Here is a 22,155-nt window from a genome sequence, read left to right as displayed (position 1 = left end):
CACCCGGTTTCCTCACCCGTTCCCCATTCCCCGTTCCCCATTTCCGTTCCCGTTCCAGAGGACCCCGATGACCGTCACCGCACCATCCGTCCCCGCCCCCCGGCAAGTGCTGCCCGCCGAGGAGCGGTACGCCGCCGAGCTCGACTTCCTCGCCGCCCAGGACCCCGGCCCCCGGCCGCCCGGCTGGGCCCTGACCCCGCGTGCCGTCGTCACCTTCGTCTGCGGCAGTGACGGAGCCGAACTGGCCCTGCCGAAGCGCCGCGCCGGGCTCCCAGCCAAGCTGGCCATCGCCCCCAAGTTCGTCGGCGAACGCGCCCTGGTGGAGCGCTGCGTCGTCACCCTCGCCGGAGAGCGCGGCCTGCTCCTCACCGGCGAGCCCGGCACCGCCAAGTCGATGCTGTCCGAGCTGCTGGCCGCCGCCGTCAGCGGTACCAGCGCCCTCACCGTCCAGGGCACGGCCGGCACCACGGAAGATGCCTTCCGCTACGGCTGGAACTACGCGCTGCTGCTCGCGCAGGGGCCGAGTTCGGGCGCCCTGGTCGACTCCCCGGTGCTCTCCGCCATGCGCACCGGGCGCGTGGTCCGCGTCGAGGAGATCACCCGCTGTCTGCCCGAGGTGCAGGACGCACTGGTGTCGATCCTGTCCGACCGGCGGGTCAGCGTGCCCGAACTGACCGCCACCGAGGACGCGGTGGTCTCCGCGGCCCCCGGTTTCACCGTCATCGCCACCGCCAACCTGCGGGACCGCGGCGTCTCCGAGATGTCCGCCGCCCTCAAGCGGCGCTTCAACTTCGAGACGGTCGCCCCGATCGCCGACGCGGACGCCGAGGCCACACTGATCCGCCGGCAGGCGGTCGCCGCCGTCGAGCGGGCCGGCGCGGCCTTCGGGGTCGACGACGCCGTCCTCGACGCGCTCGTCACCGTCTTCCGCGACCTGCGCTCCGGGCGTTCCGCCGAGGGCTGGGACGTGGAACGCCCCGGTACGGTCATGTCCACCGCCGAAGCCGTGCAGGTGGCGGCCTCGCTGGGGGTCGCGGCCGCGTACCTGCCGGGCGGGGACGTGCTGGACCTGCTGCCGGGTCACCTGCTGGGCGTGGTCCGCAAGGACGACCCGGCCGACCACGGCCGCCTCCTCGGCTACTGGGACGGCCCGGTGCGCCGCCGCGCCGAGGACGGCTCCGCGATGTGGCGCCGCCTCTGGGACCTGCGCGGGAGCCTGCGTTGACCTCCGACCCGCGCGCCGTTGTCGACGCGCTCGCCGCGTCCCGTACGCCGTACCTGCTCGGCGTGCGCCACCACAGCCCCGCCCTGGCCGCGGTGGTGCCCGAGCTGCTGGACGCCTCGGGCGCGGACGTGGTCTGCGTCGAACTCCCGGCGGACTTCCAGCCGTGGCTGAAGCACCTGGCCGACCCGGAGACCGTGGCCCCGGTCGCCCTCGCGGGCACCGGCGGCGACGGCCGCCTGGCGTTCTACCCGTTCGCCGACTTCTCCCCGGAACTGGCCGCGATCCGCTGGGCCCGCCGCACCGGCGCGACCGTCCTCTGCTGCGACCTCCCCCTGACGTCCCCCGGCTGGACGGCCGAGCCCGCCGTAACGTCCCCGGACCGCACTCCGGCTCCGGGCGGGGACGGAGGATCCGGCTCGGCCCCGGAGTCGCAGTCGGACCTCGGGCCGGACGCGCGGGCGCCGCGGGCCGGTTCCTTCGCGGACGCGCTCACCGCGGCCGGTACCGGCCGTGACGGTGACGACCTGTGGGACCGTGCCGTCGAGGTGCTCGCACCGGGCTGTTCCGCGGAAGCCGTGCGCCGGGCGGCGCTCGGCGTGGGCTGGGCGCTGCGCGCGGACTCCACCCCGCCCGCGAGGGATCTGGCGCGCGAGTCCCACATGCGCTCGGTGATCGCCGGCGCCACCGCCGCCGGCCACCGCGTGGCCGCCGTGATCGGCGCCTTCCACGCCCCGGCCCTGCTGGACGCGGACGCGGTGGCCGGGCCCGCCGGGGGCGGCACGGGGGCGGTGGCCCGGGGCTCGGTGCCGGGGCCTCGGGCTGCCGCCGACCCCGGGCCCGGCGCCGGGGCGGAGGGGGCCGTCACCTCCTTCGTGCCGTACTCCTTCGACCTGCTCGACTCCCGCTCCGGTTACCCCGCCGGGATCCGGGATCCGCTCTGGCAGCAGGCCGTCCTGGAAGCCGGCGGTGACCCCGGGCGGGTACGGGAGGCGGCCTCCGTGGCCGTCACCCGGCTCTGCCGGGAGCTGCGCCGCGCCGGCCACACCGCCGGCACCGGCGAGGCCGCCGAGACCCTGCGGCTCGCCTGCGACCTCGCCGTCCTGCGCGGGCTCCCCGCGCCCGGCCGCGGCGAGATCCTCGAGGCCGTCACCACCGTCCTCGGCCAGGGCGAACCGCTCGGCCGGGGCCGGGCACTGGCCCGCGCCCTCGAGGCCGTGTTCGTCGGCACCGCCCGCGGGCGGATCACCCCGCACGCCCCCCGCTCCGGTCTCGGCCCCTCCGTCGAGGCCGAGCTGACGGAACTGCGCCTGCCCGGCCCCGACGAGCCCGCCTCCCGAGAGGTCCGCCTCGACCCGCTGCGCTCCGCCCTCGACGGCCGCCGCGAGGTCCTGCTGCAACGGCTCCTCGTGTGCGGTGCCTCCTACGGGGAGCAGCTCACCGTCGCCGCCACCGGTGACGGGACCGCCCTCGGCACCAAGTGGCGGCTGTCCTGGACGCCTTCCGTCCCGGCCCGGCTCGATCTCGCCGGAGTCCGCGGCGTCACGGCCGCCCAGGCCGCTGCCGGAACCCTGCGCGACACCGCCCGCCGGGCCGCCGCCGAGGGCGGGCCGACCCCGGCGCAGGTCCTCGCCGGGCTGGCCGCCGCCGCGCGGTGCGATCTGCCCGAGCTGGTCGACGTACGCCTCCACGAGGCGGCCACCGCCCTGCCGCAGACGGCGACCCTGCCCGAACTCCTCGACGCCCTCGACCTCCTGGAGGCCCTCCACCGCGGCCACCTCCCCGGCACCTCGGACGGGTCCCGCGCCACGGCCGCCGACCTCACCGCCGACCTCCTCGAAGCGGCCGTACGGTCCCTGCCCGGCCTCGCCGGGAGCGACGACCCCGCCGACGCGGCCGCCCTCGTGGCCCTCGCCGACCGCGCCGCCGCCCGCCACCTCGGCCTGCGCACGGACGACGCCCTCGCCGAGCTTGCCGCTTCGGCGTCCCCGCTGATGCAGGGAGCGGCCCTGGCCGTACGGGTCCTCCTGGACCTCGACCCGGCCGACGGGCTCGGCGGCCGCGCCGCCGGGTGGATCGACGCCGCGGGCAGCCCCGACAGCCGGCGCGCCCTGACCCGCCGGCTCGCCGGACTCCTCACCGCCGCAGGGCCGTTGCTGCAGTCTTCCCCGGCCGCCCTGACGCCTCTGCTCGACCGCGTCGAACGCCTCGCCGACCAGGACTTCCTGGACCGCCTCCCGGCCCTGCGCGGCGGCTTCGACGCGCTCTCGCCCGCCGCCCGCGACCGGCTGCTGGACACCGTCACCGAGCGGCTCGGCGACCGCCTCGACCTCGCACTCGACGCCCCGCCCGCCCTGCTCGCCCTGTGGGCCGCCGCCGACGCCGCCGGACTCGCCGCGCTCAAGGCGCTCCCGCTGCCGGCGACCGGGACGGACGCACCCGCCCCGGCCCCGGACGTCCCCGACGCCCCGCCCGTCCCGGCCCCCGAGGCCGGGGAACACCGGCTCGCCCCGGCCGACCGCTGGCGGCTGCTGCTCGGCCGCGAGCGCGACCGGCTGCCCGCCGGCGCCCGCCGCTACGCCCACGCACTGGACGAGCTGTACGGTGCCGGGCGCGGCGAAGGCACGTCCGACCTCGACTCCGGCCAGGGCGGCGGCCAGGAGGCCTCCTTCCCCACCGCCCGGGAGTGGTCGCAGGAGCTGGAGTCGCTGTTCGGCGCGGACGTACGGGAGGAGGTGCTCGCCGACGCCGCCGACGCGGGCCGCACCGACGTGCTCGCCCAGCTCGACCCGGCGGCCGTACGGCCCTCCGTGGAACTGCTGAGCTCCGTACTGTCCCTGGCCGGCGGGCTCCCGGAGGCCCAACTCGCCCGCCTGCGCCCCCTCGTCAAACGGCTGGTCGACGAGCTCGCCAAGGAGCTGGCCACCCGCCTGCGCCCGGCCCTCTCCGGCCTCGCCACCCCGCGCCCCACCCGCCGCCCCGGCGGCAGGCTCGACCTGGCCCGGACCCTGCGCGCCAACCTCGCGCACACCCGGCGACGGGACGACGGCACGGTCGTCGTCGTACCCGAGCGGCCCGTCTTCAGCACCCGGGCGAGCCGCGAGGCCGACTGGCGGCTGATCCTGGTCGTCGACGTCTCCGGCTCGATGGAGGCCTCCGTCATCTGGTCGGCCCTCACCGCGGCCGTACTCGGCGGCGTACCGACCCTGTCCACCCACTTCCTCGCCTTCTCCACCCAGGTCGTGGACTTCACCGACCGCGTCGAAGACCCGCTCTCGCTGCTGCTGGAGGTCCGCGTCGGCGGCGGTACGCACATCGCCGCCGGCCTCGCGCACGCCCGCACCCTGATCACCGTCCCGAGCCGCACCCTCGTCGTCGTGGTCAGCGACTTCGAGGAGGGCGCCCCGATCGGCGGACTCCTCGGAGAGGTCCGCGCGCTGGCCGCCTCCGGCGCCCACCTGATGGGCTGCGCCGCGCTCGACGACGCGGGGACGCCCCGGTACTCGGTCCCGGTCGCGCGGCAACTCGTCGCGGCCGGCATGCCCGTGGCCGCCCTCAGTCCCCTCGCCCTCGCCCGCTGGGTGGGCGACCGCCTCCGTGGAGAGTCCCGTTGAGCACCGAACTGCCGCCCGTCGCACCCGAGGTGCTCGCCGAAGCGGTCGAGAACCTCACCGCCCGCCTGCGCAAGAAGCTGGACGCCGCCACCGAGAGCTGCGCGGCGGGCGCCGCCCGCGCGGCGGACGGCAGCGTCACCGTCAGCTTCGGCGAGGACGCCCTCGTCACCCTGCGCCCCGGCCCGGCCGGCACGGTCACCGAGGCCGGACAGGCCACGTGCAGCTGCCTGCTGGCGCCCCGCTGCCTGCACCGGGCAGCCGCACTGGGCGCGGCCCCGCTCGCGGACGCCGCCCCCGCGCAACCGCCGGCGGAGCAGCCCGAGGCGGCAACCCCGGCGGAGCCCGGGCCCGAGGAGTCCACCGGCCCGGAGTCCACCGGCCCGGTGCCGGCCCTCACCGAGGCCCAGCTCGGCGCCGCGGCCGCGCTCTGGCAGGCCGCCGCCGAAGCCCTCGCCGCCGGAGTGACGGCCGGCGGGGCCGTGGTCCAGGCCGAGCTGCTGCGCGCCGCGCACACCGCCCGCCTCGCCGGGCTGCCGCGCGCCGAGGCCGCCGCCCTCCGGGTCGTACGCGGCCTGCGCGCCGCCCGGGAGCGCCGGGCCACGCAGCGGCTCGGCGCCCTCACGGGAGCCTTCCGCGAACTCCTGCACACCGCCGGCCTGCTGGCCTCCGGAGCGGCCGACCCCGCACTGACCGGGACCGCCCGCCGCGCCTACGCGCCCGGCGGCAGCCTCCAGGTCCACGGCCTGTGCCGGGAGCCGGTCCTCTCCGCCACCGGATACGGCGGAGTCGTCACCCACCTGCTGGCCCCCGACGGCTCCCGCTACTCGGTGTCCGACGTCCGCCCCGGCGGCCTGGCCCGCGCCCGCGGAGCCGGTTCCGCCTCCGTCGCCCTCGGCGGCGCCACCCTCGACCACGCCGGTCTCGCCCGCGGCGGCCTGCGCATCGTCGGCGCGACGGTCTCCGCAGAGGGCAGGCTCGGCGCGGGACGGGGGGTCAGGGCGACCCCGCTGCGCGGCACGCCCTGGACCGAGCAGCCCGCCGCGCCGCTCTTCGCCCGCCCGGCCGCCGAGGCCGTCGCCGAGCTGCTGGCCGATCCGGAGGCGGCCGAGTCCGCGCTGCTCGGCTGCGATGTCACCGTCGTCGGCGCGGCCGGCGAACACCTCCTCGTCCGCGAGACCCGCCCGGACGCACCGCTGCTGCGGCTGCTGCCCGCGCACCCCCACCCGGAGCTGCCGCACACGGCCAACCTGCGCCGCATCGCCGCGTACCCCGGACTCCGGCTCCGGGTCCTGGGCCGCCCCGACCTGGACCGCGCCGCCACGCTGCGCCCCCTCGCCGTCGGCCCGGTGCCCGGAGAGCCGTACACGCTGCGGCTGCCCGAGGAATGGCTGGGCCGCGCCGACCTCGGCTACGACCGCCTCCAGGGCATCCACTTCCCGCCGCAGGCCGAAGCCCCCCGGGTGGTCCCGGCGGCCGAGGGCCCGGACCCGCTGGCCGACTCCCCGCTGTGGCGGGTACGCCGCCTCCTGGAGACGGGGGTCGCGGGTGGCCGCCGCGCCGTCGCCGAAGCGGCCCGCGGTACGGAGCCCCTGGCCTCGTACGGCCCGCTGCGCCGGGCCGGTCTCACCGCGGCGGCGGAGCTGTCGGCGGCCCTCGCCGCAGAGGCCGACCGCCGCCCCCGCAACGCCTTCGGCCGCCTCACCGACCCCTCGCCCGACGGCTACGCCTGGGCCTGGCTGGCCGCGGCCACCCACCTCGCTGCGGCGGAACGCTCCCTGGTCGCCGCGTCCTGGGCGGCTATCCCGAACGGAGCCATGCCCACAGCGCGTTGAAGTCCGCGGCGGTCAGTCCCCGCCCGGGATCCACGCGGTGCAGGAGCGCCCGGCCGGGGTGCCGGGCGGCCACCCACTCCCGGTCGGCGGCGGTGATCTCGTCGTCGACCCAGACGAAGGGCCGTCCCGCCGCGTGCGCGAGGAGGGCGGGGGTCTTCCAGTGGATCCCGCCCCGCCCGTCCTCGTCGGACGGCTCCGGCCAGGCCACCAGCGGCAGCTCCGGGAGGCCGAGCCGGGGCGCGACGCACTCGTTGGCCTCGGCCATCCAGGTCGTGGCCCACACCAGCTCGCACGGCAGCGCGGCCAGCCTCGGCCCGAGGGCGGGATCGATGCGGGCGAGCAGCGGATTGGCATCGTCCCCGGGCGGGTACGGGCCCGCCCCGAACGGGATGAGCGGTCCGTCGACATCGAGGTAGAGAAGGGGCCGGACCAGGGAACGGGTCATGATCCCACCGTAGTACCGTCGTTCCGGTGGCGGAGAACGTGGGCGTGACCGAGCGGTTGTGGCGGTACCCGATCAAGTCGACCGGCGGCGAACTGCTGCGCCGCGTACGGGTCGACGAGCGCGGCCTGGTCGGCGACCGGCTGTACGCGGTACGGGACGCGGAAGGCAGGTTCGGCTCGGGCAAGAACACCCGGCGCTTCCGGCGGATGGACGGCCTGCTCCACCTGAGCTCCCGCTACGCGCCGGGCGACCACCAGCCGGGCCTCCCCGAACTGCTCGACCGCCACGGACGCGTGGTGGCCGACCCCACGGCCTACCTCCGCACCTACCTCGGCCGCGATGACGTCGAGCTGGCCCGCGAGGGCGAGGTCTCCCACTTCGACCAACTGCCGCTCAGCGTCCTCACGACGGCCACCCTCGACTGGATCCGCAACGAGGTCCCGGGCGTGCCGGTCGACGAACGCCGCTTCCGTCCCAACATCCTGCTGCGCACCCCGCCCGGCACCCCGCCGTTCGTCGAGGACGAGTGGATCGGCCGCAAGGCCCGCCTGGGAGACACCCTCCACGTCGAGTTCCTGCGCTCCAGCGAGCGGTGCGTGATGACCAACCAGGCCCAGCACGACCTCCCGCACTCGCCGCTGATCCTGAAGGCGATCGCCAGGGCGCACGACAACCGGCTCGACGTGCTCGCGCAGGTCCTCACACCCGGGACGGTCCGGGTCGGGGAACCCGTCGTGCTCGCGTAGCGGCCGCGACCGGGCGGGCACCAGGCGGAACCGGGACGGCCGGGATCACCTCTTGCTGACCAAAGGGGGATGGTCATGACAATCGCAGCGGGGTCCGTGACGGGACGGGTGATGGTGGCGGGGCTCCTGTGCGCCGTTCTGGCGGGGTGCGGGACCACCCGGGCGGGGCAGGCCGCGCCGCCCGCCGGCGTGCCCACGCTCGCGCCGGCCGAGTGCGGCCTCGACGTGCCGACGGACGAGAGCACGGGCGGGGACGCCGGCCCGCCGACGGACCAGGAGACCGGCGCTTACGCCGGTCCACCCACGGACGAGGACACCGGTGCACCGGCCGGTCCGCCCACCGACGAGGACACGGGAGCCCCCGCCGGTCCGCCGACCGATCAGGAGACCGGCGGATACGTGGGCCCGCCCACCGACGGCGACATGGGGAACGGCGGCGGCCCCTGCGGCCCGGCCGACTGGTTCGACATGACCCGGGACTTCAACGCCTACTTCGACAAGCGCCGCACCGACCAGGACAGCGACATCCGCCTCAGGGAGACCCGCGTCCGCAAGGTCCGCGCGGAAGGCGAGGCGCGCATCACCTTCACCACCAGGCAGGTGGGCAAGGGCGCCGCCGAGGACGCCCGCCGGATCGCCGACGTCTTCACCGCGTGGCGCCGCCAGGTCTACGGCGACACCGGCACCCTCACCCTCCGCGCCCACGACTACGACGTCATCACCCAGAGGTGGTGACCCCGGGCCACTGCGCGTCCCACAGCGCGCAGTGGTGTTCGGCCCGCCCGTCCACCGTACGGATCCCGCCCGCGCCCGGCGCCAGGGACAGCACCGCCGCCTCCGGTCCGCGGCGCGCCCACGGCGGCGCTCCCGGCGCGGCCGGGACACCCGTGCGGGCGAATCCGGTCCAGTAGCCGGTCATCCGGTCCGCGAGCTGCTGCTGGGGGCCGGCCAGCGGAGCCATCGTGAACAGATAGGGAAGTTCGAACCCGTGGGCCGCACCGAACGGCAGCCCCGGCACCTCCGGCATTCCGGTGAAGTTGGGCGCGTCACGGTCACTGAACCGGTACTCGTACGTCGGCACGTGGCGCGCCAGCGCCCCGCCGTCCCGCAACGCCGGGCAGATGAACGAGGCGTCCGTCAGCAGGGTGGCCCAGGCGACCGCCGGGGTCGGGTAGGCCGACACCGGGTAGCGGGCCTCCACGGCGCGGGCGGCCGGGGCGCCGAAGGACAGGTCCAGCCGGGCTCGGTACGCGGCCGCGTCGCCGATCGGATACGCGGGGAGGGTCTGCGTGAGGAAGAGGCGCATCTCGTCCTGGGTGGCGCCCTGCATCACCGGCACCCGGTGGAACCGGCCGGCCTCCAGCGCCTGCCGGGGCTCCAGCGGCAGCGTCCGGTTGCCGTAGGAGACCAGGGAGAAGCGCTGCATCAGTTCGGCGGTCGCGAGGGTGCCGGCGTCCAGGCGGCGCAGGCAGTCCAGCACTCCGGTGGGCCGGCCGCAGCCGAGCCGGGCCGCCGCCAGGACCCCCTCCTCGACCGTGCGCCGCTCGGGCACGAAGGGCTCGTACGTGCCGAGGCCGGGCAGCAGTGACCGGGGAGGCATCGTGGTCGAGCACGACCCGCTCTGCACGATCGCCTTCTGGAAGAGGCCCGCCGAGGCGGGGGAGGTGAGGTGGGCGCAGACGCTGAGGGCCCCCGCCGATTCACCGAAAACGGTGACGTTGCGCGGGTCCGCGCCGAAGCCCTCCGCGTTCGCCCGCACCCAGCGCAGCGCCGCCCGCTGGTCCGCCAGGGCGAAGCCGGGGGCCCCGCCGAGCTCCGGATGGCCGAACAGGCCGAAGACGCCCAGCCGGTAGTTGACGGTCACCACGACGGCCCCGCCCTGCACGGCCAGCCGGTCCGGCCGGTACGAATCACCCGCGCCGCTGAAGAAGCCGCCGCCGTGGAACCAGACCATGACCGGCCGCAGCCGGCCCCCGGCATCGCGGCCGCCCGCCGGAGCGGTGACGTTGAGGAACAGGCAGTCCTCGGAGCCGATCGGCCCGCCCGGCTCGAGGACGGGCAGCTGTACGCAGCGCGCCCCGGGAGCGCCGGCGTCGCGTACGCCCTCCCACCGGGGCGCCGGCTCCGGGAGGCGCCAGCGCCGTGCGCCGGTCGGGGGAGCCGCGAAGGGGATCCCCTCGAAGGTGCTGTACGCGCCGTGGGCACGGCCGCGTACGAGCCCACGGTCGGTGCTCACGACGGGTCCCGTGTCGGCGGCCGGCCGCGCCGGCGGTGCGGCCGCGCCCAGCAGGAGCAGCACCACCGGCAGCAGCAGCGCGCACCGGCGACGGAACTGGCGAATGCCGGTCACACCGACGACCTTTCCGAGGCGACCCAGGGGACCCGGGCGGGCCGGGGCGGGCCGGCGTGGAGACCCCCGTTTGCCCGCCCCGAATGGCGCAGTGAGCAGAACTGGCACTCAATGTAACAAAGCGTGCGCTTCCCATGACGCACGATGACCGGCGTGCGATGTGTAGACCCGCGCGTCGGCGAACGGAGCTTTCCATGAATGACCCCATCACCCTCGCGACGACGCCCCACGAAGACCGCCGCGGGACCCCCGACTCCACCGCACCGGACGCGCCGGACGCGCCGAACACACAGCGCATGCGGACCCTGCTGGACACGGCGGCCACCTGCCGTCCCCTCGAGGAGGTCACCGCCCTGGTGAGCCTCCTCAAGGAGGGCGGCCGGCTGCCCGACGCCGGACATGAGGCGCTGCGCACGGCCGCCGTGGCCCGGCCCGTACAGGACGTACAGCGGATGGTCGCCCTCCTCGGCGAGTCACCGCACGAGGTGGTCGAAGCGGACATCACGCTGCGCGCCGCCGCCGTCGGACGGTCCATCGAGGACGTGGCCCTGCTGGTCACCATCCTCGGGAAGGACGAGCCCGGCACGGCGGACCGGCAGCGCCGCGCCGGTCCCCCCGGAGCCCCCGAGCCGGACGACGACGAACGCCACCCCGAGCCCGAGGACGAGCCGTACGACGAGCGGTTCGACGAGCCGTACGAGCTGCCGTACAGGGAGCTGTACGACGCGCCGTACCAGGAGCGGCACCCGCAGCCGCGCCGGCGCTCCGCCCCCGTCGAGGAGCCGGCCGGCTCCCCGGCGCTGCGGCACGTACTGCGCTGGCCGGTGGCGCTCGCCCTGCTGGTCAGCGGCGCCCTGCACCTGCCGGCCGACCTGACGGCCCTGCCGTCCGCGGCCCCCGCCGACTTCCTGCCCCTCCTCGTCACGGTGCTCTGCCTGGGAACCGGCGCCCTCGTGGCGCTCCGGGACACCCCCGGGGTCTGGCGGGCCGGCGCGGTCACCGGCACCGGAGTCGTGGCCCTGCACGTGCTCGGCGGATCGGCGGGCTTCGACCCGCTGGCCGGCTCCGTGGGTGCCACCCTGGCCTGGGCGGGCGTCACCGTCGTGCTGTGCGCGGCGGCCGGCGCGGTCCTCGCCGGACTGGCCCTGAGGAACCGTCAGGAGAACTCGGCCTGACCCGCGGCACCCTCCGCCCGACCGGCACCCCGCGCCCCGTGCGCGGGGTGCCGTGTCATGCGAGCAGGTTCACCGCCCCCGTGAACACGCGCGGAAGCCGGGCGGCCAGCGGAACGATCCGCGGGGCGAGCCGCGGCTGGTGACGGGCCCACAGCAGGGACGCGGTGAGGGTGCGGTAGCTGCGCGACAGGTCCCGCCAGGCCTGCTCGTACGCCTGCGGCCGGCCCGCCCGGACGCAGCGCACCAGCTCGCCGGCCGCCGTCACGGCCAGGGTCAGGCCCTCGCCGGTCAGCGCGTCCACGTACCCGGCCGCGTCCCCCACGAACAGCACGCGCCCCGCCACCCGTACGCGGGCCCCCTGGCGCAGCGGCCCGGCCCCGCGCACCGGCGTACGGTCGGCGCCCGCGCCCAGCCGCTCCGCCAGCAGCGGGAAGCGGGCGAGCTGTACGTCGAACGGGGCCTGCTCGGCGGTCAGTACGGCCACACCGACACGGTCGGGTCCCAGCGGGGTGACGTAGGCCTCGCACCGCGCCGACCAGTGCACCTCGACGAGGTCGCTCCACGGGGCGACCTCGTAGTGGCGGCGCAGCCCGTAGCGGGCCGGCCTGCGGGGCGCGGCCGGCGCCGAGAGGCCGAGCCCGCGGCGGACGGGGGAGTGCAGGCCGTCGGCGGCCACGAGGTAGCGGGCGGTGAGCCCGGCCGCGCTGACGTGGTGGACGTCCTGGCGCACCTGGTCGACGCGCTGACGGACCACTCGTACGCCGAGCTGTGCGGCGCGTTCGGCCAGCGCGGCCTGCAGTTCCGTGCGCCGGGCGCCGAGGCCCGGGCCGGACCGGAAGAGTCCCTCCGCGTGCCGGCCGCTCACGCCGTCGACGTAGCGGATGCCGTGGAACGGCTGCCCGGCCACGGGAACGCCCAGGTCCAGCAGCCGGCGTACGGCGCCCGGCATCAGGCCCTCCCCGCAGGCCTTGTCGATGGGCGTGGGCCTCGGCTCCACGACCACCGCCTCCAGGCCGGCGAGGGCGCCGTGGATGGCGGTGGCCAGCCCGGCCGGACCGCCGCCCGCGATCAGCAGGTCGATCACGGGGCGGCCTTCGCGGACGGCACGGAGGCGGGCGCCCGCAGTCGGCCGCCGTCCGTCAGGGCGGCGTCCTCGCAACCGATCCGGACGCGCAGCAGGAGCAGGTTGAGCACGGTGAAGCCCAGCGCGGTCAGCCAGGCCGTGTGCACCAGCGGCAGCGCGACCCCTTCGGCGACCACCGCCACGTAGTTGGGGTGGCGCAGCAGCCGGTACGGTCCCGCCTCCACGAGCGGCAGACCGGGAACGACGAGCACCCGGGTGTTCCAGCGCCGTCCGAGGGTGGCGATGCACCACCAGCGCAGGCCCTGGGCGGCCACGACGACGGCGAGGGCCGACCAGCCGAGCAGGGGGACGAACGGCCGGCCGGCCGCCCAGGGTTCCACCACGCAGCCGACCAGCAGCGCGGTGTGCAGGGCGACCATGGCCGGGTAGTGGCCGCGGCCGTACTCGCGGCCGCCGCGGGCCAGGCTCCAGGCGGTGTGGCGGCGGGCCGTGATCAGCTCGGCCAGGCGTTCGACGACGACGAGGCCGATGAGCAGGAGGTACGGGACGAGGGAGGCCGGCACGGTCAGGGAGCCCGGGAGGGTCAGCGCGGCCGGGAGGGCCGCGTCGGCGGGGAGGGACACGTCGGCCGGGAGGGCCGCGGAGGTCACGGAGGGCATGAGTGGGATGAGTGGCATGGAGTCCATCGCGTTCATCGGGGTCACCAGCGGAGGAGGACGAGTTCGGAGGCGAAGCCCGGGCCGAAGCCGAGCATCAGCCCGACCGAACCGGGCGGTGGCGGCCCCGCGCTCTGGACGCCGTCCAGGATGTGCAGGACCGAGGCGGAGGAGAGGTTGCCCACGGCCGCCAGGGAGCGCCGGCTCGCGGCGAAGGCCCGCTCCGGCAGGGCGAGCGCGTCCGAGAGCGTGTCGAGGATCTTCGGGCCGCCGGGATGGCAGATCCACGCGTCGACGTCCGCGGGCTTCAGGTCGTGGGCGGCGAGGAAGGTCTCGACCTCCTCGGCCACGTGCAGCCGCACCAGGTCGGGGAGTTCACGGCCGAGCACCATGCGCATCCCCCAGTGCCCGATGTCCCAGCCCAGGAGGTGCTCGGTGCCCGGATAGAGCCGGCTGCGGGCGGCCACCACCTCGGGCCCGGCGCCGGTGGTGTGCAGGGGATGGTCGCGGCCGACCGCCAGCAGGGCGCCCGCGCCGTCGCCGAAGAGGGCCCCGGCCACCAGGTTCGCCATCGAGGTGTCCGTGGACTGGAGGGTCAGCGAACACAGCTCGGTGGACAGCAGCAGGGCGGCGTGCCCGGAGCGGCCCGTCAGGTGGTCGTGGAGATGGCCGACCCCGGCGGCGCCGGCCGCGCAGCCGAGGCCGAAGAGCGGCACCCGCCGCACGTCGTGCCGCAGCCCTGCGCGGGTGGCGAGGCGGGCCTCCAGCGAGGGTGTCGCGAGCCCGGTCACCGTGGTCGACATGACCAGGTCGAGTTCGTGCGCCGCCAGGCCGGCGTCGGCGAGGGCCAGTTCGAGGGCGCGGGCGCCGAGGTCCAGGGCCGTCTCGACGAACAGGGCGTTCGTTGTGCCGAAGTCGTTCGCCGGCCCGTAACGCTCCAGGGGGAGCGCGAGATGGCGGCGCTCCACGCGCACCGAGGCGTGGACCCGGCGCAGCAGGGCGGTATCGGAGCCGGGCGGCAGGAAGCGGGCGAGCGCCTCCGTGATCTCGGCCTGGGGGTGGAGATGGGGCGGGAACACGCTGCGCACTGCCAGAACACGTGTCATTGATTCACCATAGGAAATAACTGACACATCGTTATGAATCAGGCGAACCGGGCGCGGCGCCGCATAGCGTGTCGCCGTGCCCGCGCGAACCCCGCAGACCCCCGAGACGACCGCCCCCGACGAGAGGGCCGCCCCCGACGAGAGGGCCGAGCCGGCCGAGACGGCTGCGCCCACCGGTGCCCGCCGCCCGGCCGGGTCCGGAACCACGGTGACCGGCCTGTTCGCGGCGTGCCACCCGCTGCCCGCGACCGCCGTGACCCTCTTCAGCGCCGCCCTGGCGGCCGCCGCGGGCCGCAGCCTGCCCGGGGCGGCCGTCACCGTGGGCGCGGTGGCCGCCGGACAGCTGTCGGTGGGCTGGTGCAACGACCGGGCCGACCTGCGCCGTGACCTGGCCACCGGGCGACGGGACAAACCCCTGGTCGCCGGTACGGTGTCGGCCGCCGCCGTGACCCGGGCGGCAGCCGTCGCGCTGCTGCTCTGCGTCCCGCTGTCGCTGGCCGGCGGGCTGCTCGCCGGCGCCGTGCACCTCGTCGGCGTCGCGGCCGCCTGGGGCTACAACCTCCGGCTGAAGCGCACGGCCGCCTCCTGGGCCCCGTACGCCCTCGCCTTCGGTCTGCTCCCCGCCTTCGTCACCCTCGGGCTGCCCGGCGCGCCCTGGCCGCCCCCCTGGCTCACGGCCGCCGCGGCCCTGCTCGGCGCGGGCGCGCACTTCGCCAATGTGCTGCCCGACATCGAGGACGACCTCGCCACCGGGGTCGTGGGGCTGCCCCAGCGGCTCGGCGTACGGCGCTCCGCCGCGGCAGCCGCCCTGCTCGTCCTCGGCTCGGCCGCGGCCCTGGTCGCGGGACCGCCGGGGCGGGTGACGGCGTACGGCTGGGCGCTGCTGGCCGCCACGGCGGCGGCCCTGCTCCTCGCGGCCCGCCGGCCCACCGGAAGGCTCCCGTTCCTGACCACGATGGCGGTGGCCGCGGCCGACGTGGTCCTGCTGCTCGTCGAGCTCCGCCCCTGAGCCTGCCGCTCATCCGGCGGCACCTCGGGGAGAATGGGGCCATGGAGCCAGCCGCAGCGCAGCGGTCCGCCGGAGCAGCACTGGCGCGGCACGCGTGGGGCGACGTGTACGTGGTCCTCTCGGAGGCCGACCGCCGGCACCCGCTCGATCCCGAGGATCTGGAGCGGCTCGCCCTGGCCGCGCACCTGACCGGCCGGGACGCCGAGAGCGACGACCTGTGGACGCGCGCCCACCATGCGTGGCTGACCCGCGGCGACGTGCCGCGCGCCGTCCGCTGCGTGTTCTGGCTCGGGCTCGACCTGGTGCTGAGCGGGGAGTGGTCCCGCTGCGCCGGCTGGACGGCGCGGGCGCGGCGGCTGCTCGACACCGGTGAGCCGGACACGGTCGGGCCGGACACCGTCGAGGAGGGCTACCTGCTGGCGCTGGAGGCGCTGCGCAGCTACTTCGCCGGCGAGGCGGAGAACACCCTGGCCGTCGCCGAACGGGCCCTGGCCGTCGCGACGCGCTTCGAGGACCCGGACCTCACCAACTTCGCCATGGTCTGCATCGGCGAGAGCCTGATCAGGACCGGCCGGGCCGAGGAGGGGATCCGCCTCCTCGACGAGGCCATGGTCGGGGTGACGGCGGGCGAGGTCTCCCCGATCGTGTCCGGCCTCGCCTACTGCGCGGTGATCGCGGCCTGCCACGAGGTCTTCGACCTGCGCCGGGCGCGGGAATGGACGGCCGAACTGTCCCGCTGGTGCGCCGCGCAGCAGGAACTGGTGCCCTACCGGGGCGTCTGCCTGGCCCACCGCGTCGAGTTCATGCGTCTCCACGGGGACTGGGACGACGCCCTGGACGAGGCGGACCGCGCCTGCCGGTGGCTGCGGTCGAACCCGACGGCGGGCTCCGCCGACGCCGCGTACTACCAGCTCGGCGAACTCCACCGGCTGCGCGGCGAGACCGAGCGCGCGCGGGCGGCGTACCGCGAGGCCAGCAGGCTCGGCCACGGCGCACAGCCGGGGCTCGCGCTGTCCCTGCTCACGGCCGGGGACACGGGGGCCGCCGCCCGCGCGATCCGTACCGCGCTCGACGCGTCCGGCGACGGGATCGCGCGCTGCCGGATCCTGCCGGCGTACGTGGAGATCATGCTGGCGGCGGGGGAGCTGGAGGAGGCGCGCGCCGCGGCGGAGGAACTGGCCGCGACCGCCGAGGCCGTGGACTCCCCGCTGCTGAGCGCGATCGGCGGACAGGCGCGGGGCGCGGTGCTCCTGGCAGCCGGCGAGGCGCGCGGCGCCCAGGCGGTGCTGGGCCACGCGGTGGCGACGTTCCGGGACCTGGACGCACCGTACGAGGCCGCGCGGACCCGCCTGCTCATCGGCCTGTCCTGCCGGGAGAGCGGCGACGACATCACCGCACGGCTGGAGATCGAGGCCGCCACGGCCGTCTTCCGGGAGCTGGGCGCCGTACCGGACCTGCTCCGTGCCGAGGAGCTCGTGCTCAAGGCCGCGAACGGGGCGGCCGGCCGGCTCACGGCGCGGGAGCGGGAGGTGCTGCGGCACGTGGCGGTGGGGAAGTCGAACCGGGCCGTCGCGGACGACCTGTTCCTGAGCGAGAAGACGGTCGCCCGTCACCTCAGCAACATCTTCGCCAAGCTCGGAGTGCCGTCGCGCTCGGCGGCGACGGCCTACGCACACCGGCACGGCCTCGTCTGACCCTCGCGCGCACGCGGGCGTGGGCACAAATGCCCACGCCCGGGAGTGGACGTTCTGCCGACGCGGACGGCCCGGTCCGCCGCCTAGCGTTTCCACCGTACGAAAACCGTAGGAACCCGTGCGGCGCCCGCGCGCCCACGGCACCGACCGACGGTAGGTGACGTCATGTCGAACCAGATCTACGACGCCGTGGTCGTCGGCGCGCGGTGCGCCGGAGCGCCGACGGCGATGCTGCTCGCCCGCAAGGGCTACCGGGTGCTCCTGGCCGACCGGACCACGTTCCCGAGCGACACGGTCTCCACCCACCTCGTCCACCCGCCGGGTCTCGCGGCCCTGGACCGTTGGGGGCTGCTGCCCGAGGTGATCGCGAGCGGCTGCCCGCCGATCGCCACCTACTCCTTCGACTTCGGCCCCTTCACGATCGAAGGGTCGCCCGCGGGCCGTGGGTTCCCGGCCGGGTACGCGCCGCGCCGTACGGTCCTGGACAAGATCCTCGTCGATGCCGCCGACCGGGCGGGCGCGGAGGTGCGGGAGGGCTTCACGGTCGAGGACCTCGTGGTGGAGGGCGACGCGGTCACGGGTATCAGGGGGCACGGGGCGGGCGGGAAGAGCGTCACGGAGTACGCCCGCGTCGTCGTCGGCGCGGACGGGGCCCACTCCCTGGTGGCGCGGACCGTCGGCGCGGCCGCCTACGCCGAGAAGCCGAAACTCCAGTGCAGCTACTACGCGTACTGGACCGGCCTTCCGATGGACGGCCGGTTCGAGACCTACGTCCGGCCGGACCGGGCCTTCGCCGCCTGGCCCACCAACGACGGCCTGACCGTGGTGATCTGCGGGGTGCCGATGCGCGACTTCGAGACCAACCGGGCGGACATCGAGGCCGGATACCTGGCCACCCTGGGCCTGGTTCCGTCGTTCGCCGACCGGGTCGCGTCGGCTCGCCGCGTGGAGCGTCTCGTCGGCGCGGCCGTCCCCAACTTCCTGCGCCGTCCGTACGGGCCGGGCTGGGCGCTCGTCGGCGACGCCGGGTACCTGAAGGACTTCATCACGGCCCAGGGCATCCAGGACGCCTTCCGCGACGCGGAACTGTGCGTGCGGGCGCTCGACCGGACGTTCGCCGGCGAACGGACCTTCGACGCGGCCATGAAGGACTACCAGGAGAGCCGGGACGGACAGGTCCTGCCCATGTACGAGTTCACCACCGAGCTCGCCACCCTGGACCCGCCCCCGCCGCAGATGCTCCAGGTGCTCGGCGCCGTGTCGCGCAGCGGCCCGGCGATGGACGGCTTCGCCAGGGTGGCCGCGGGAGTCACCTCGCCCGCGGAGTTCTTCGCGCCCGAGAGCGTCGGGGCGCTGCCCGTGTGAGGACACTCAGGGGGTGCGTCGGGTATCGGTCCAGGTCAGGAGCTGGTCCGCGGTCCAGGTGTTGATGATCCGCCCCGCCGGAACATCGCATTCCACGGCACGTTCGCAGCCGAGCACCTGCCAGTCCAGCTGGCCCGGCGCGTGTGCGTCGGTGTCGATCGCGAAGAAGGTGCCGGCCGTCACCGCCAGGCGCAGCAGCCGCCGCGGCGGGTCGAGGCGCTCGGGCCGGCTGTTGATCTCCACGGCGGTACCGGACTCCGCGCAGGCGGCGAAGACGGCCTCGGCGTCGAACTGCGACTCCGGGCGGGTGCGGCCGGTGACCAGCCGCCCCGTGCAGTGGCCCAGGACGTCCATCAGCGGATTGCGGACGGCCGCCAGCAGTCGCCGGGTCATCGCGGGAGCGTCCATCCGCAGCTTCGAGTGCACCGAGCCGACGACGAGGTCGAGCCGTTCCAGCAGCTCCGGTTCCTGGTCCAGCGCCCCGTCGTCGAGGATGTCGCACTCGATTCCGGTGAGCAGCCGGAAGGGCGCCCACGTGTCGTTGAGCCCGGCCACCACCGCCAGCTGCTCGCGCAGCCGCTCCGGGGAGAGCCCCCGTGCGACGGTCAGCCGCGGCGAGTGGTCGGTCAGCACGGCCCAGTCGTGGCCCAGCGCGGCCGCCGCCCGGCCCATCGCCTCGATGGGGCTGCCGCCGTCCGACCAGTCCGAGTGCATGTGGCAGTCCCCGCGCAGGGCCGCCCGCAGTGCGGTGGCGGCAGGGGTGGCCGGGGGCCCCTCGGGGAGGGCGGCGGCCTCGTCCTCCAGGGTCTGCAGGTAGGCCGGCACCGTCCCGCCGAGGGCTTCCCGTACGACCTGGGCCGTCTTGGGACCGATGCCCTTGACGGCCTCCAGGGTGCCGGCCGCGGCCCGCTCGGCCACCTCCTGCCCGCCCATCCGCGTGAGCGCCGCGGACGCCGTGCGGAAGGCCCGTACCCGGTAGGTGGGGGCCTGTGCGCGCTCCAGCAGGAAGGCGATCCGGTCCAGCGCCGCCACCGGTTCCATCGACTGCCTCCCGCCTCCCGCCTCCCGGACCAGTGTCCGGCGCGGGAGGGGCCTACGCCTCTCCGGCCTCCCGCGGCACGGCCGCGTCGAGCGCGGCGGTGAGGCGGTTCAGGCGGGTCTGGAGGTCGAGGATCTCGGTGAGCTCGAAGCCGGTGGCGGCCGCGATCCGCCGGGGCACCTCCGCGGCGCGGACGCGCAGCGCGGCGCCCTCCCCGGTCAGGTGGGCGTGGACGGAGCGCTCGTCCTCGGTGCTGCGCTCGCGGCGGACCAGCCCGGCCGTCTCCAGCCGCTTGAGCAGCGGGGACAGCGTGCCCGAATCCAGCCGGAGGTGCTGCCCGATCTCCTTGACCGGCAGCTCGCCGTGCTCCCAGAGCACCAGCATCACCAGGTACTGGGGGTAGGTGAGCCCCAGGTCCTTGAGGACGACGCGGTAGAGGCCGCCGAACGCGCGGCTCGCGGCGTTCAGCGCGAAGCAGATCTGGCCGTCCAGGCGGAGGAAGTCCTGGTCGGGGTGGGTCGCGGTGGGCTGCTCGGTCATGACGGCAAGTGTACCCGCGGCGAGCTTGCGGGGCATTTAATTGCGCACAACTGAATTGCGTGCTCTACTGATGGAGCGCGGTCGACCACCGGCCGCCGCCACGGTTCATTTCTGCGAGAGGAACTCTCATGGACGCGCTCTACACCGCTGTCGCCACCGCCAACGGCCGCGAGGGCCGCACCGTCAGCTCCGACGGCCAGATCGACCTCGCCCTCGCCATGCCCCCGGCGCTCGGCGGCAACGGGCAGGGCACCAACCCCGAGCAGCTCTTCGCGGCCGGCTACGCCGCCTGCTTCGCCAGCGCGCTCGGCCTCGTCGGCCGCCAGGCCAAGGCCGACACCAGCGAGGTCTCGGTCACCGCGGAGGTCTCCATCGGCAAGGACGGCGCCGGCTTCGGCCTGGGCGTCACCCTGCGCGTCGAGCTCCCCGAGTCCCTGGCCGGCGAGACGGGGGCCCTGCTGGTGAAGCAGGCCCACGAGGTCTGCCCCTACTCCCGGGCCACCCGCGGCAACATCGACGTCGACCTCGTGATCGAGTAAAGATGCCGGACACCCGGCGCGCGGCGACCATGAAGGGGCAACGCCCCACAGGGGGCCGCACGCCGGGAGGCTCCAGTGGCACGTACCCATGCAACGGACGTCCTGGTCGTCGGCGCCGGCCCGGTCGGGCTGACCGCCGCCGCCGAGCTCCGCAGGCGCGGGGTCTCCTGCCGGATCGTCGACCGGCTGCCGGCCCGGCTGCCGTTCGCGAAGGCCGTGGGCATCCAGCCGCGCACCCTGGAGCTCTGGGACCGCATGGGGCTGGTCCGCGCCGCCCTGGAGGCGGCCGTCCCGATGCGCGGACAGTACATGTACGTCAACGGCATCGAGCAGCCGCGCCTCGACCTCGTCCTGCCGCCCGAAGTGCCCTACGGGTTCGCGGCGCTGCCGCAGTACGAGACCGAGCGCATCCTCGACGAGTTCCTGGTCCGCTTCGGGACCACGGTCGAACGCGGCACCGAGCTGGTGTCGTTCAGGCAGGACGCCGACGGGGTGACCTCCCGGCTCCACACCCCCTCCGGCGCCGAGGAAGAGGTACGGACCTGGTTCCTGGTGGGCTGCGACGGCGCGCACAGCATCGTCCGCAAGGGGCTCGGACTCAGCTACGAGGGCGGCGCCTTCCCCGAGGAGTACATGCTCGCCGACGTGCGGGTCGACTGGGACGTGCCGCACGGCTACGGCGTGCGCTCCGTGCACCGGGGCGGCGACGGCGCCGTCGACGACCTGCTGGTCTGCATCCCGCTGCCCGGGCCGGGCCGGTACCGGATGTCCATGATGGTGCCGCCCGAACTCTCCACCGACCGGCAGACCGGGACCGCCTCTGACGGCATCGCCCACGGCCTGCAGAGCAGCCGGGCCCCCGGACTGGCGGACATCCAGGCCGTCCTGGACCGGCTGTCACCGCAGCCGACCACCGCCTCCGACATCCGCTGGGCCTCGGTGTTCCGCATCAGCCACCGGATCGTGGACCGGTACGGGGACCGCCGGGTCTTCGTCGCCGGGGACGCGGCGCACATCCACCCGCCGACCGGCGCCCAGGGCATGAACACCGGTATCCAGGACGCCTGGAACCTGGCCTGGAAACTCGCCCTCGCGGTCCGGGACGCGGCCCGTCCCGGCCTCCTCGCCAGCTACGACGCCGAGCGCCGGCCCGTCGGCGAGGAAGTCGTCGGCCGCACCGTGCGGCACGCCGCCCAGGGATTCGAGTCCGACCCGGACGACCCGGAGACCCTGATGCTGCGCGAGGCCCAACTCCTCGTCGGCTACCGGGGAAGCCCGGTCGTGGACCCGCCCGGCGAGGGCCGCGGCCCCCGCCCGGGCGACCGGGCGCCGGACTGCGGCGGGCTCACCGGGCACATCGCCGCCTACCCGCTGCGGCTGTACGACCTCCTGCGGGAGCGCGAGCACCTCCTGCTGCTGTACGGCACCGGGCCCGGCCTCGACGAACTCGTACGGACGGCGGGGGAGTCCTCCGGCGGACGGGTGGAGGTCTGCGTGGTGCTCCCCGCCGACGCCCCGCCCGATGCCCTGCCCGAGGGCCGGGCCGGTGCGACCCCGCTGCCCGTCTACCGCGACAGCCGCGGCGAGTTCGCCCGCCTCTACGCCGCCGACCGGCCGACGGCCTTCGTGATCCGCCCGGACGGCTACCTGGGCGCCCGCCTCGCCCCGCCCGCCCCGCAGTCGCTGGCCGCCCACCTCGGGGCCGTCTTCGCCGCGGACGGCACGGCCTGACGGGCGAG

General features: G+C 75.9%; 18 protein-coding genes. 11 read left to right on the top strand and 7 right to left on the bottom strand.

Annotated elements, in window-relative coordinates; genetic code table 11:
- Nucleotides 1-67 precede the first annotated feature (67 nt).
- The 3 genes from ACIPYQ_RS32925 to ACIPYQ_RS32915 are packed head-to-tail and all read left to right on the top strand — an operon-like array spanning nucleotide 68 to nucleotide 6,668.
- Nucleotides 68-1,225 carry an AAA family ATPase gene (locus tag ACIPYQ_RS32925; RefSeq protein WP_361766366.1) on the top strand — a complete coding sequence of 386 codons (1,158 nt, stop codon included), beginning with the start codon at nucleotides 68-70 and terminating at the stop codon, nucleotides 1,223-1,225.
- Entirely contained in the window at nucleotides 1,222-4,836 is a 3,615-nt protein-coding gene (locus ACIPYQ_RS32920) for a DUF5682 family protein (protein WP_401257753.1), read from the top strand. Before ACIPYQ_RS32925 ends, ACIPYQ_RS32920 begins: the two co-directional genes overlap by 4 nt.
- Nucleotides 4,833-6,668: a hypothetical protein gene (locus tag ACIPYQ_RS32915; RefSeq protein WP_401257752.1), complete on the top strand. Its 1,836-nt coding sequence runs from the start codon at nucleotides 4,833-4,835 to the stop codon at nucleotides 6,666-6,668. The genes ACIPYQ_RS32920 and ACIPYQ_RS32915 overlap by 4 nt, the downstream gene beginning before the upstream one ends.
- Here ACIPYQ_RS32915 and ACIPYQ_RS32910 read toward each other — a convergent pair.
- Nucleotides 6,634-7,113 (bottom strand): HAD domain-containing protein, encoded by a 480-nt coding sequence (locus ACIPYQ_RS32910; RefSeq protein WP_401257751.1) that lies wholly within the window; start codon nucleotides 7,111-7,113, stop codon nucleotides 6,634-6,636. The two genes, ACIPYQ_RS32915 and ACIPYQ_RS32910, sit on opposite strands and share 35 nt — an antisense overlap.
- 26 nt (nucleotides 7,114-7,139) lie before the next feature.
- Between ACIPYQ_RS32910 and ACIPYQ_RS32905 the strand changes: the two genes are divergently transcribed.
- Nucleotides 7,140-7,859 carry an MOSC domain-containing protein gene (locus ACIPYQ_RS32905; protein WP_401257750.1) on the top strand — a complete coding sequence of 240 codons (720 nt, stop codon included), beginning with the start codon at nucleotides 7,140-7,142 and terminating at the stop codon, nucleotides 7,857-7,859.
- A gap of 75 nt (nucleotides 7,860-7,934) precedes the next feature.
- A complete protein-coding gene (locus ACIPYQ_RS32900; RefSeq protein ID WP_401257749.1) occupies nucleotides 7,935-8,594 on the top strand; it encodes a hypothetical protein in 660 nt (219 codons plus the stop codon).
- On the opposite strand, the gene ACIPYQ_RS32895 is transcribed toward ACIPYQ_RS32900, so the two are convergent.
- Nucleotides 8,578-10,209: a carboxylesterase/lipase family protein gene (locus ACIPYQ_RS32895; protein WP_401257748.1), complete on the bottom strand. Its 1,632-nt coding sequence runs from the start codon at nucleotides 10,207-10,209 to the stop codon at nucleotides 8,578-8,580. The two genes, ACIPYQ_RS32900 and ACIPYQ_RS32895, sit on opposite strands and share 17 nt — an antisense overlap.
- A 194-nt stretch (nucleotides 10,210-10,403) precedes the next feature.
- On the opposite strand from ACIPYQ_RS32895, the gene ACIPYQ_RS32890 reads away from it, so the two are divergent.
- Nucleotides 10,404-11,384 (top strand): hypothetical protein, encoded by a 981-nt coding sequence (locus ACIPYQ_RS32890; protein WP_401257747.1) that lies wholly within the window; start codon nucleotides 10,404-10,406, stop codon nucleotides 11,382-11,384.
- A gap of 55 nt (nucleotides 11,385-11,439) precedes the next feature.
- On the opposite strand, the gene ACIPYQ_RS32885 is transcribed toward ACIPYQ_RS32890, so the two are convergent.
- The 3 genes from ACIPYQ_RS32885 to ACIPYQ_RS32875 are packed head-to-tail and all read right to left on the bottom strand — an operon-like array spanning nucleotide 11,440 to nucleotide 14,230.
- Nucleotides 11,440-12,468 carry an NAD(P)/FAD-dependent oxidoreductase gene (locus ACIPYQ_RS32885; protein ID WP_401257746.1) on the bottom strand — a complete coding sequence of 343 codons (1,029 nt, stop codon included), beginning with the start codon at nucleotides 12,466-12,468 and terminating at the stop codon, nucleotides 11,440-11,442.
- Complete coding sequence (locus tag ACIPYQ_RS32880; protein ID WP_401257745.1) at nucleotides 12,465-13,127, bottom strand: isoprenylcysteine carboxyl methyltransferase family protein; 663 nt, start codon at nucleotides 13,125-13,127, stop codon at nucleotides 12,465-12,467. The genes ACIPYQ_RS32885 and ACIPYQ_RS32880 overlap by 4 nt, the downstream gene beginning before the upstream one ends.
- A 41-nt stretch (nucleotides 13,128-13,168) precedes the next feature.
- Nucleotides 13,169-14,230 carry a type III polyketide synthase gene (locus ACIPYQ_RS32875; RefSeq protein WP_401257744.1) on the bottom strand — a complete coding sequence of 354 codons (1,062 nt, stop codon included), beginning with the start codon at nucleotides 14,228-14,230 and terminating at the stop codon, nucleotides 13,169-13,171.
- Nucleotides 14,231-14,306: 76 nt separating this feature from the next.
- Here ACIPYQ_RS32875 and ACIPYQ_RS32870 point away from each other — a divergent pair, with 76 nt between their 5' ends.
- From ACIPYQ_RS32870 to ACIPYQ_RS32860, 3 genes are all read left to right on the top strand, one after another.
- Nucleotides 14,307-15,239 (top strand): UbiA family prenyltransferase, encoded by a 933-nt coding sequence (locus ACIPYQ_RS32870; protein WP_401257743.1) that lies wholly within the window; start codon nucleotides 14,307-14,309, stop codon nucleotides 15,237-15,239.
- A 41-nt stretch (nucleotides 15,240-15,280) separates the two neighbouring features.
- Nucleotides 15,281-16,933 carry a LuxR C-terminal-related transcriptional regulator gene (locus ACIPYQ_RS32865; protein WP_401257742.1) on the top strand — a complete coding sequence of 551 codons (1,653 nt, stop codon included), beginning with the start codon at nucleotides 15,281-15,283 and terminating at the stop codon, nucleotides 16,931-16,933.
- Between the two features lie 165 nt (nucleotides 16,934-17,098).
- Nucleotides 17,099-18,298, top strand: a complete 1,200-nt coding sequence (locus ACIPYQ_RS32860; RefSeq protein WP_401257741.1) for an NAD(P)/FAD-dependent oxidoreductase — start codon at nucleotides 17,099-17,101, stop codon at nucleotides 18,296-18,298.
- A 6-nt stretch (nucleotides 18,299-18,304) separates the two neighbouring features.
- Here ACIPYQ_RS32860 and ACIPYQ_RS32855 read toward each other — a convergent pair whose 3' ends face one another.
- Both ACIPYQ_RS32855 and ACIPYQ_RS32850 read right to left on the bottom strand, forming a co-directional pair.
- Nucleotides 18,305-19,339 (bottom strand): PHP domain-containing protein, encoded by a 1,035-nt coding sequence (locus tag ACIPYQ_RS32855; RefSeq protein WP_401257740.1) that lies wholly within the window; start codon nucleotides 19,337-19,339, stop codon nucleotides 18,305-18,307.
- A 52-nt stretch (nucleotides 19,340-19,391) separates the two neighbouring features.
- Complete coding sequence (locus ACIPYQ_RS32850) at nucleotides 19,392-19,877, bottom strand: MarR family winged helix-turn-helix transcriptional regulator (protein WP_401257739.1); 486 nt, start codon at nucleotides 19,875-19,877, stop codon at nucleotides 19,392-19,394.
- Between the two features lie 128 nt (nucleotides 19,878-20,005).
- Between ACIPYQ_RS32850 and ACIPYQ_RS32845 the strand changes: the two genes are divergently transcribed.
- The gene (locus ACIPYQ_RS32845; RefSeq protein ID WP_030770995.1) at nucleotides 20,006-20,416 is read left to right on the top strand and encodes an organic hydroperoxide resistance protein; all 411 of its coding nucleotides are present in this window, start codon (nucleotides 20,006-20,008) and stop codon (nucleotides 20,414-20,416) included.
- Between the two features lie 75 nt (nucleotides 20,417-20,491).
- Nucleotides 20,492-22,147: an FAD-dependent monooxygenase gene (locus tag ACIPYQ_RS32840; protein WP_401257738.1), complete on the top strand. Its 1,656-nt coding sequence runs from the start codon at nucleotides 20,492-20,494 to the stop codon at nucleotides 22,145-22,147.
- Nucleotides 22,148-22,155 lie beyond the last annotated feature (8 nt).

Origin of the sequence: Streptomyces sp. NPDC090045 (assembly GCF_044747975.1) — a bacterium.
Taxonomy (GTDB): Bacteria; Actinomycetota; Actinomycetes; order Streptomycetales; family Streptomycetaceae; genus Streptomyces.
This window is presented reverse-complemented; position numbering and strand designations above follow the sequence as displayed.

Coding starts and splice junctions, on each gene's coding strand:
- ACIPYQ_RS32925 (WP_361766366.1), top strand. CDS start 68: ATGACCGTCACCGCACCATCCGTCCCCGCCCCCCGGCAAGTGCTGCCC.
- ACIPYQ_RS32910 (WP_401257751.1), bottom strand. CDS start 7,113: ATGACCCGTTCCCTGGTCCGGCCCCTTCTCTACCTCGATGTCGACGGA.
- ACIPYQ_RS32900 (WP_401257749.1), top strand. CDS start 7,935: ATGACAATCGCAGCGGGGTCCGTGACGGGACGGGTGATGGTGGCGGGG.
- ACIPYQ_RS32890 (WP_401257747.1), top strand. CDS start 10,404: ATGAATGACCCCATCACCCTCGCGACGACGCCCCACGAAGACCGCCGC.
- ACIPYQ_RS32880 (WP_401257745.1), bottom strand. CDS start 13,127: ATGCCCTCCGTGACCTCCGCGGCCCTCCCGGCCGACGTGTCCCTCCCC.
- ACIPYQ_RS32875 (WP_401257744.1), bottom strand. CDS start 14,230: ATGACACGTGTTCTGGCAGTGCGCAGCGTGTTCCCGCCCCATCTCCAC.
- ACIPYQ_RS32865 (WP_401257742.1), top strand. CDS start 15,281: ATGGAGCCAGCCGCAGCGCAGCGGTCCGCCGGAGCAGCACTGGCGCGG.
- ACIPYQ_RS32860 (WP_401257741.1), top strand. CDS start 17,099: ATGTCGAACCAGATCTACGACGCCGTGGTCGTCGGCGCGCGGTGCGCC.
- ACIPYQ_RS32855 (WP_401257740.1), bottom strand. CDS start 19,339: ATGGAACCGGTGGCGGCGCTGGACCGGATCGCCTTCCTGCTGGAGCGC.
- ACIPYQ_RS32850 (WP_401257739.1), bottom strand. CDS start 19,877: ATGACCGAGCAGCCCACCGCGACCCACCCCGACCAGGACTTCCTCCGC.
- ACIPYQ_RS32845 (WP_030770995.1), top strand. CDS start 20,006: ATGGACGCGCTCTACACCGCTGTCGCCACCGCCAACGGCCGCGAGGGC.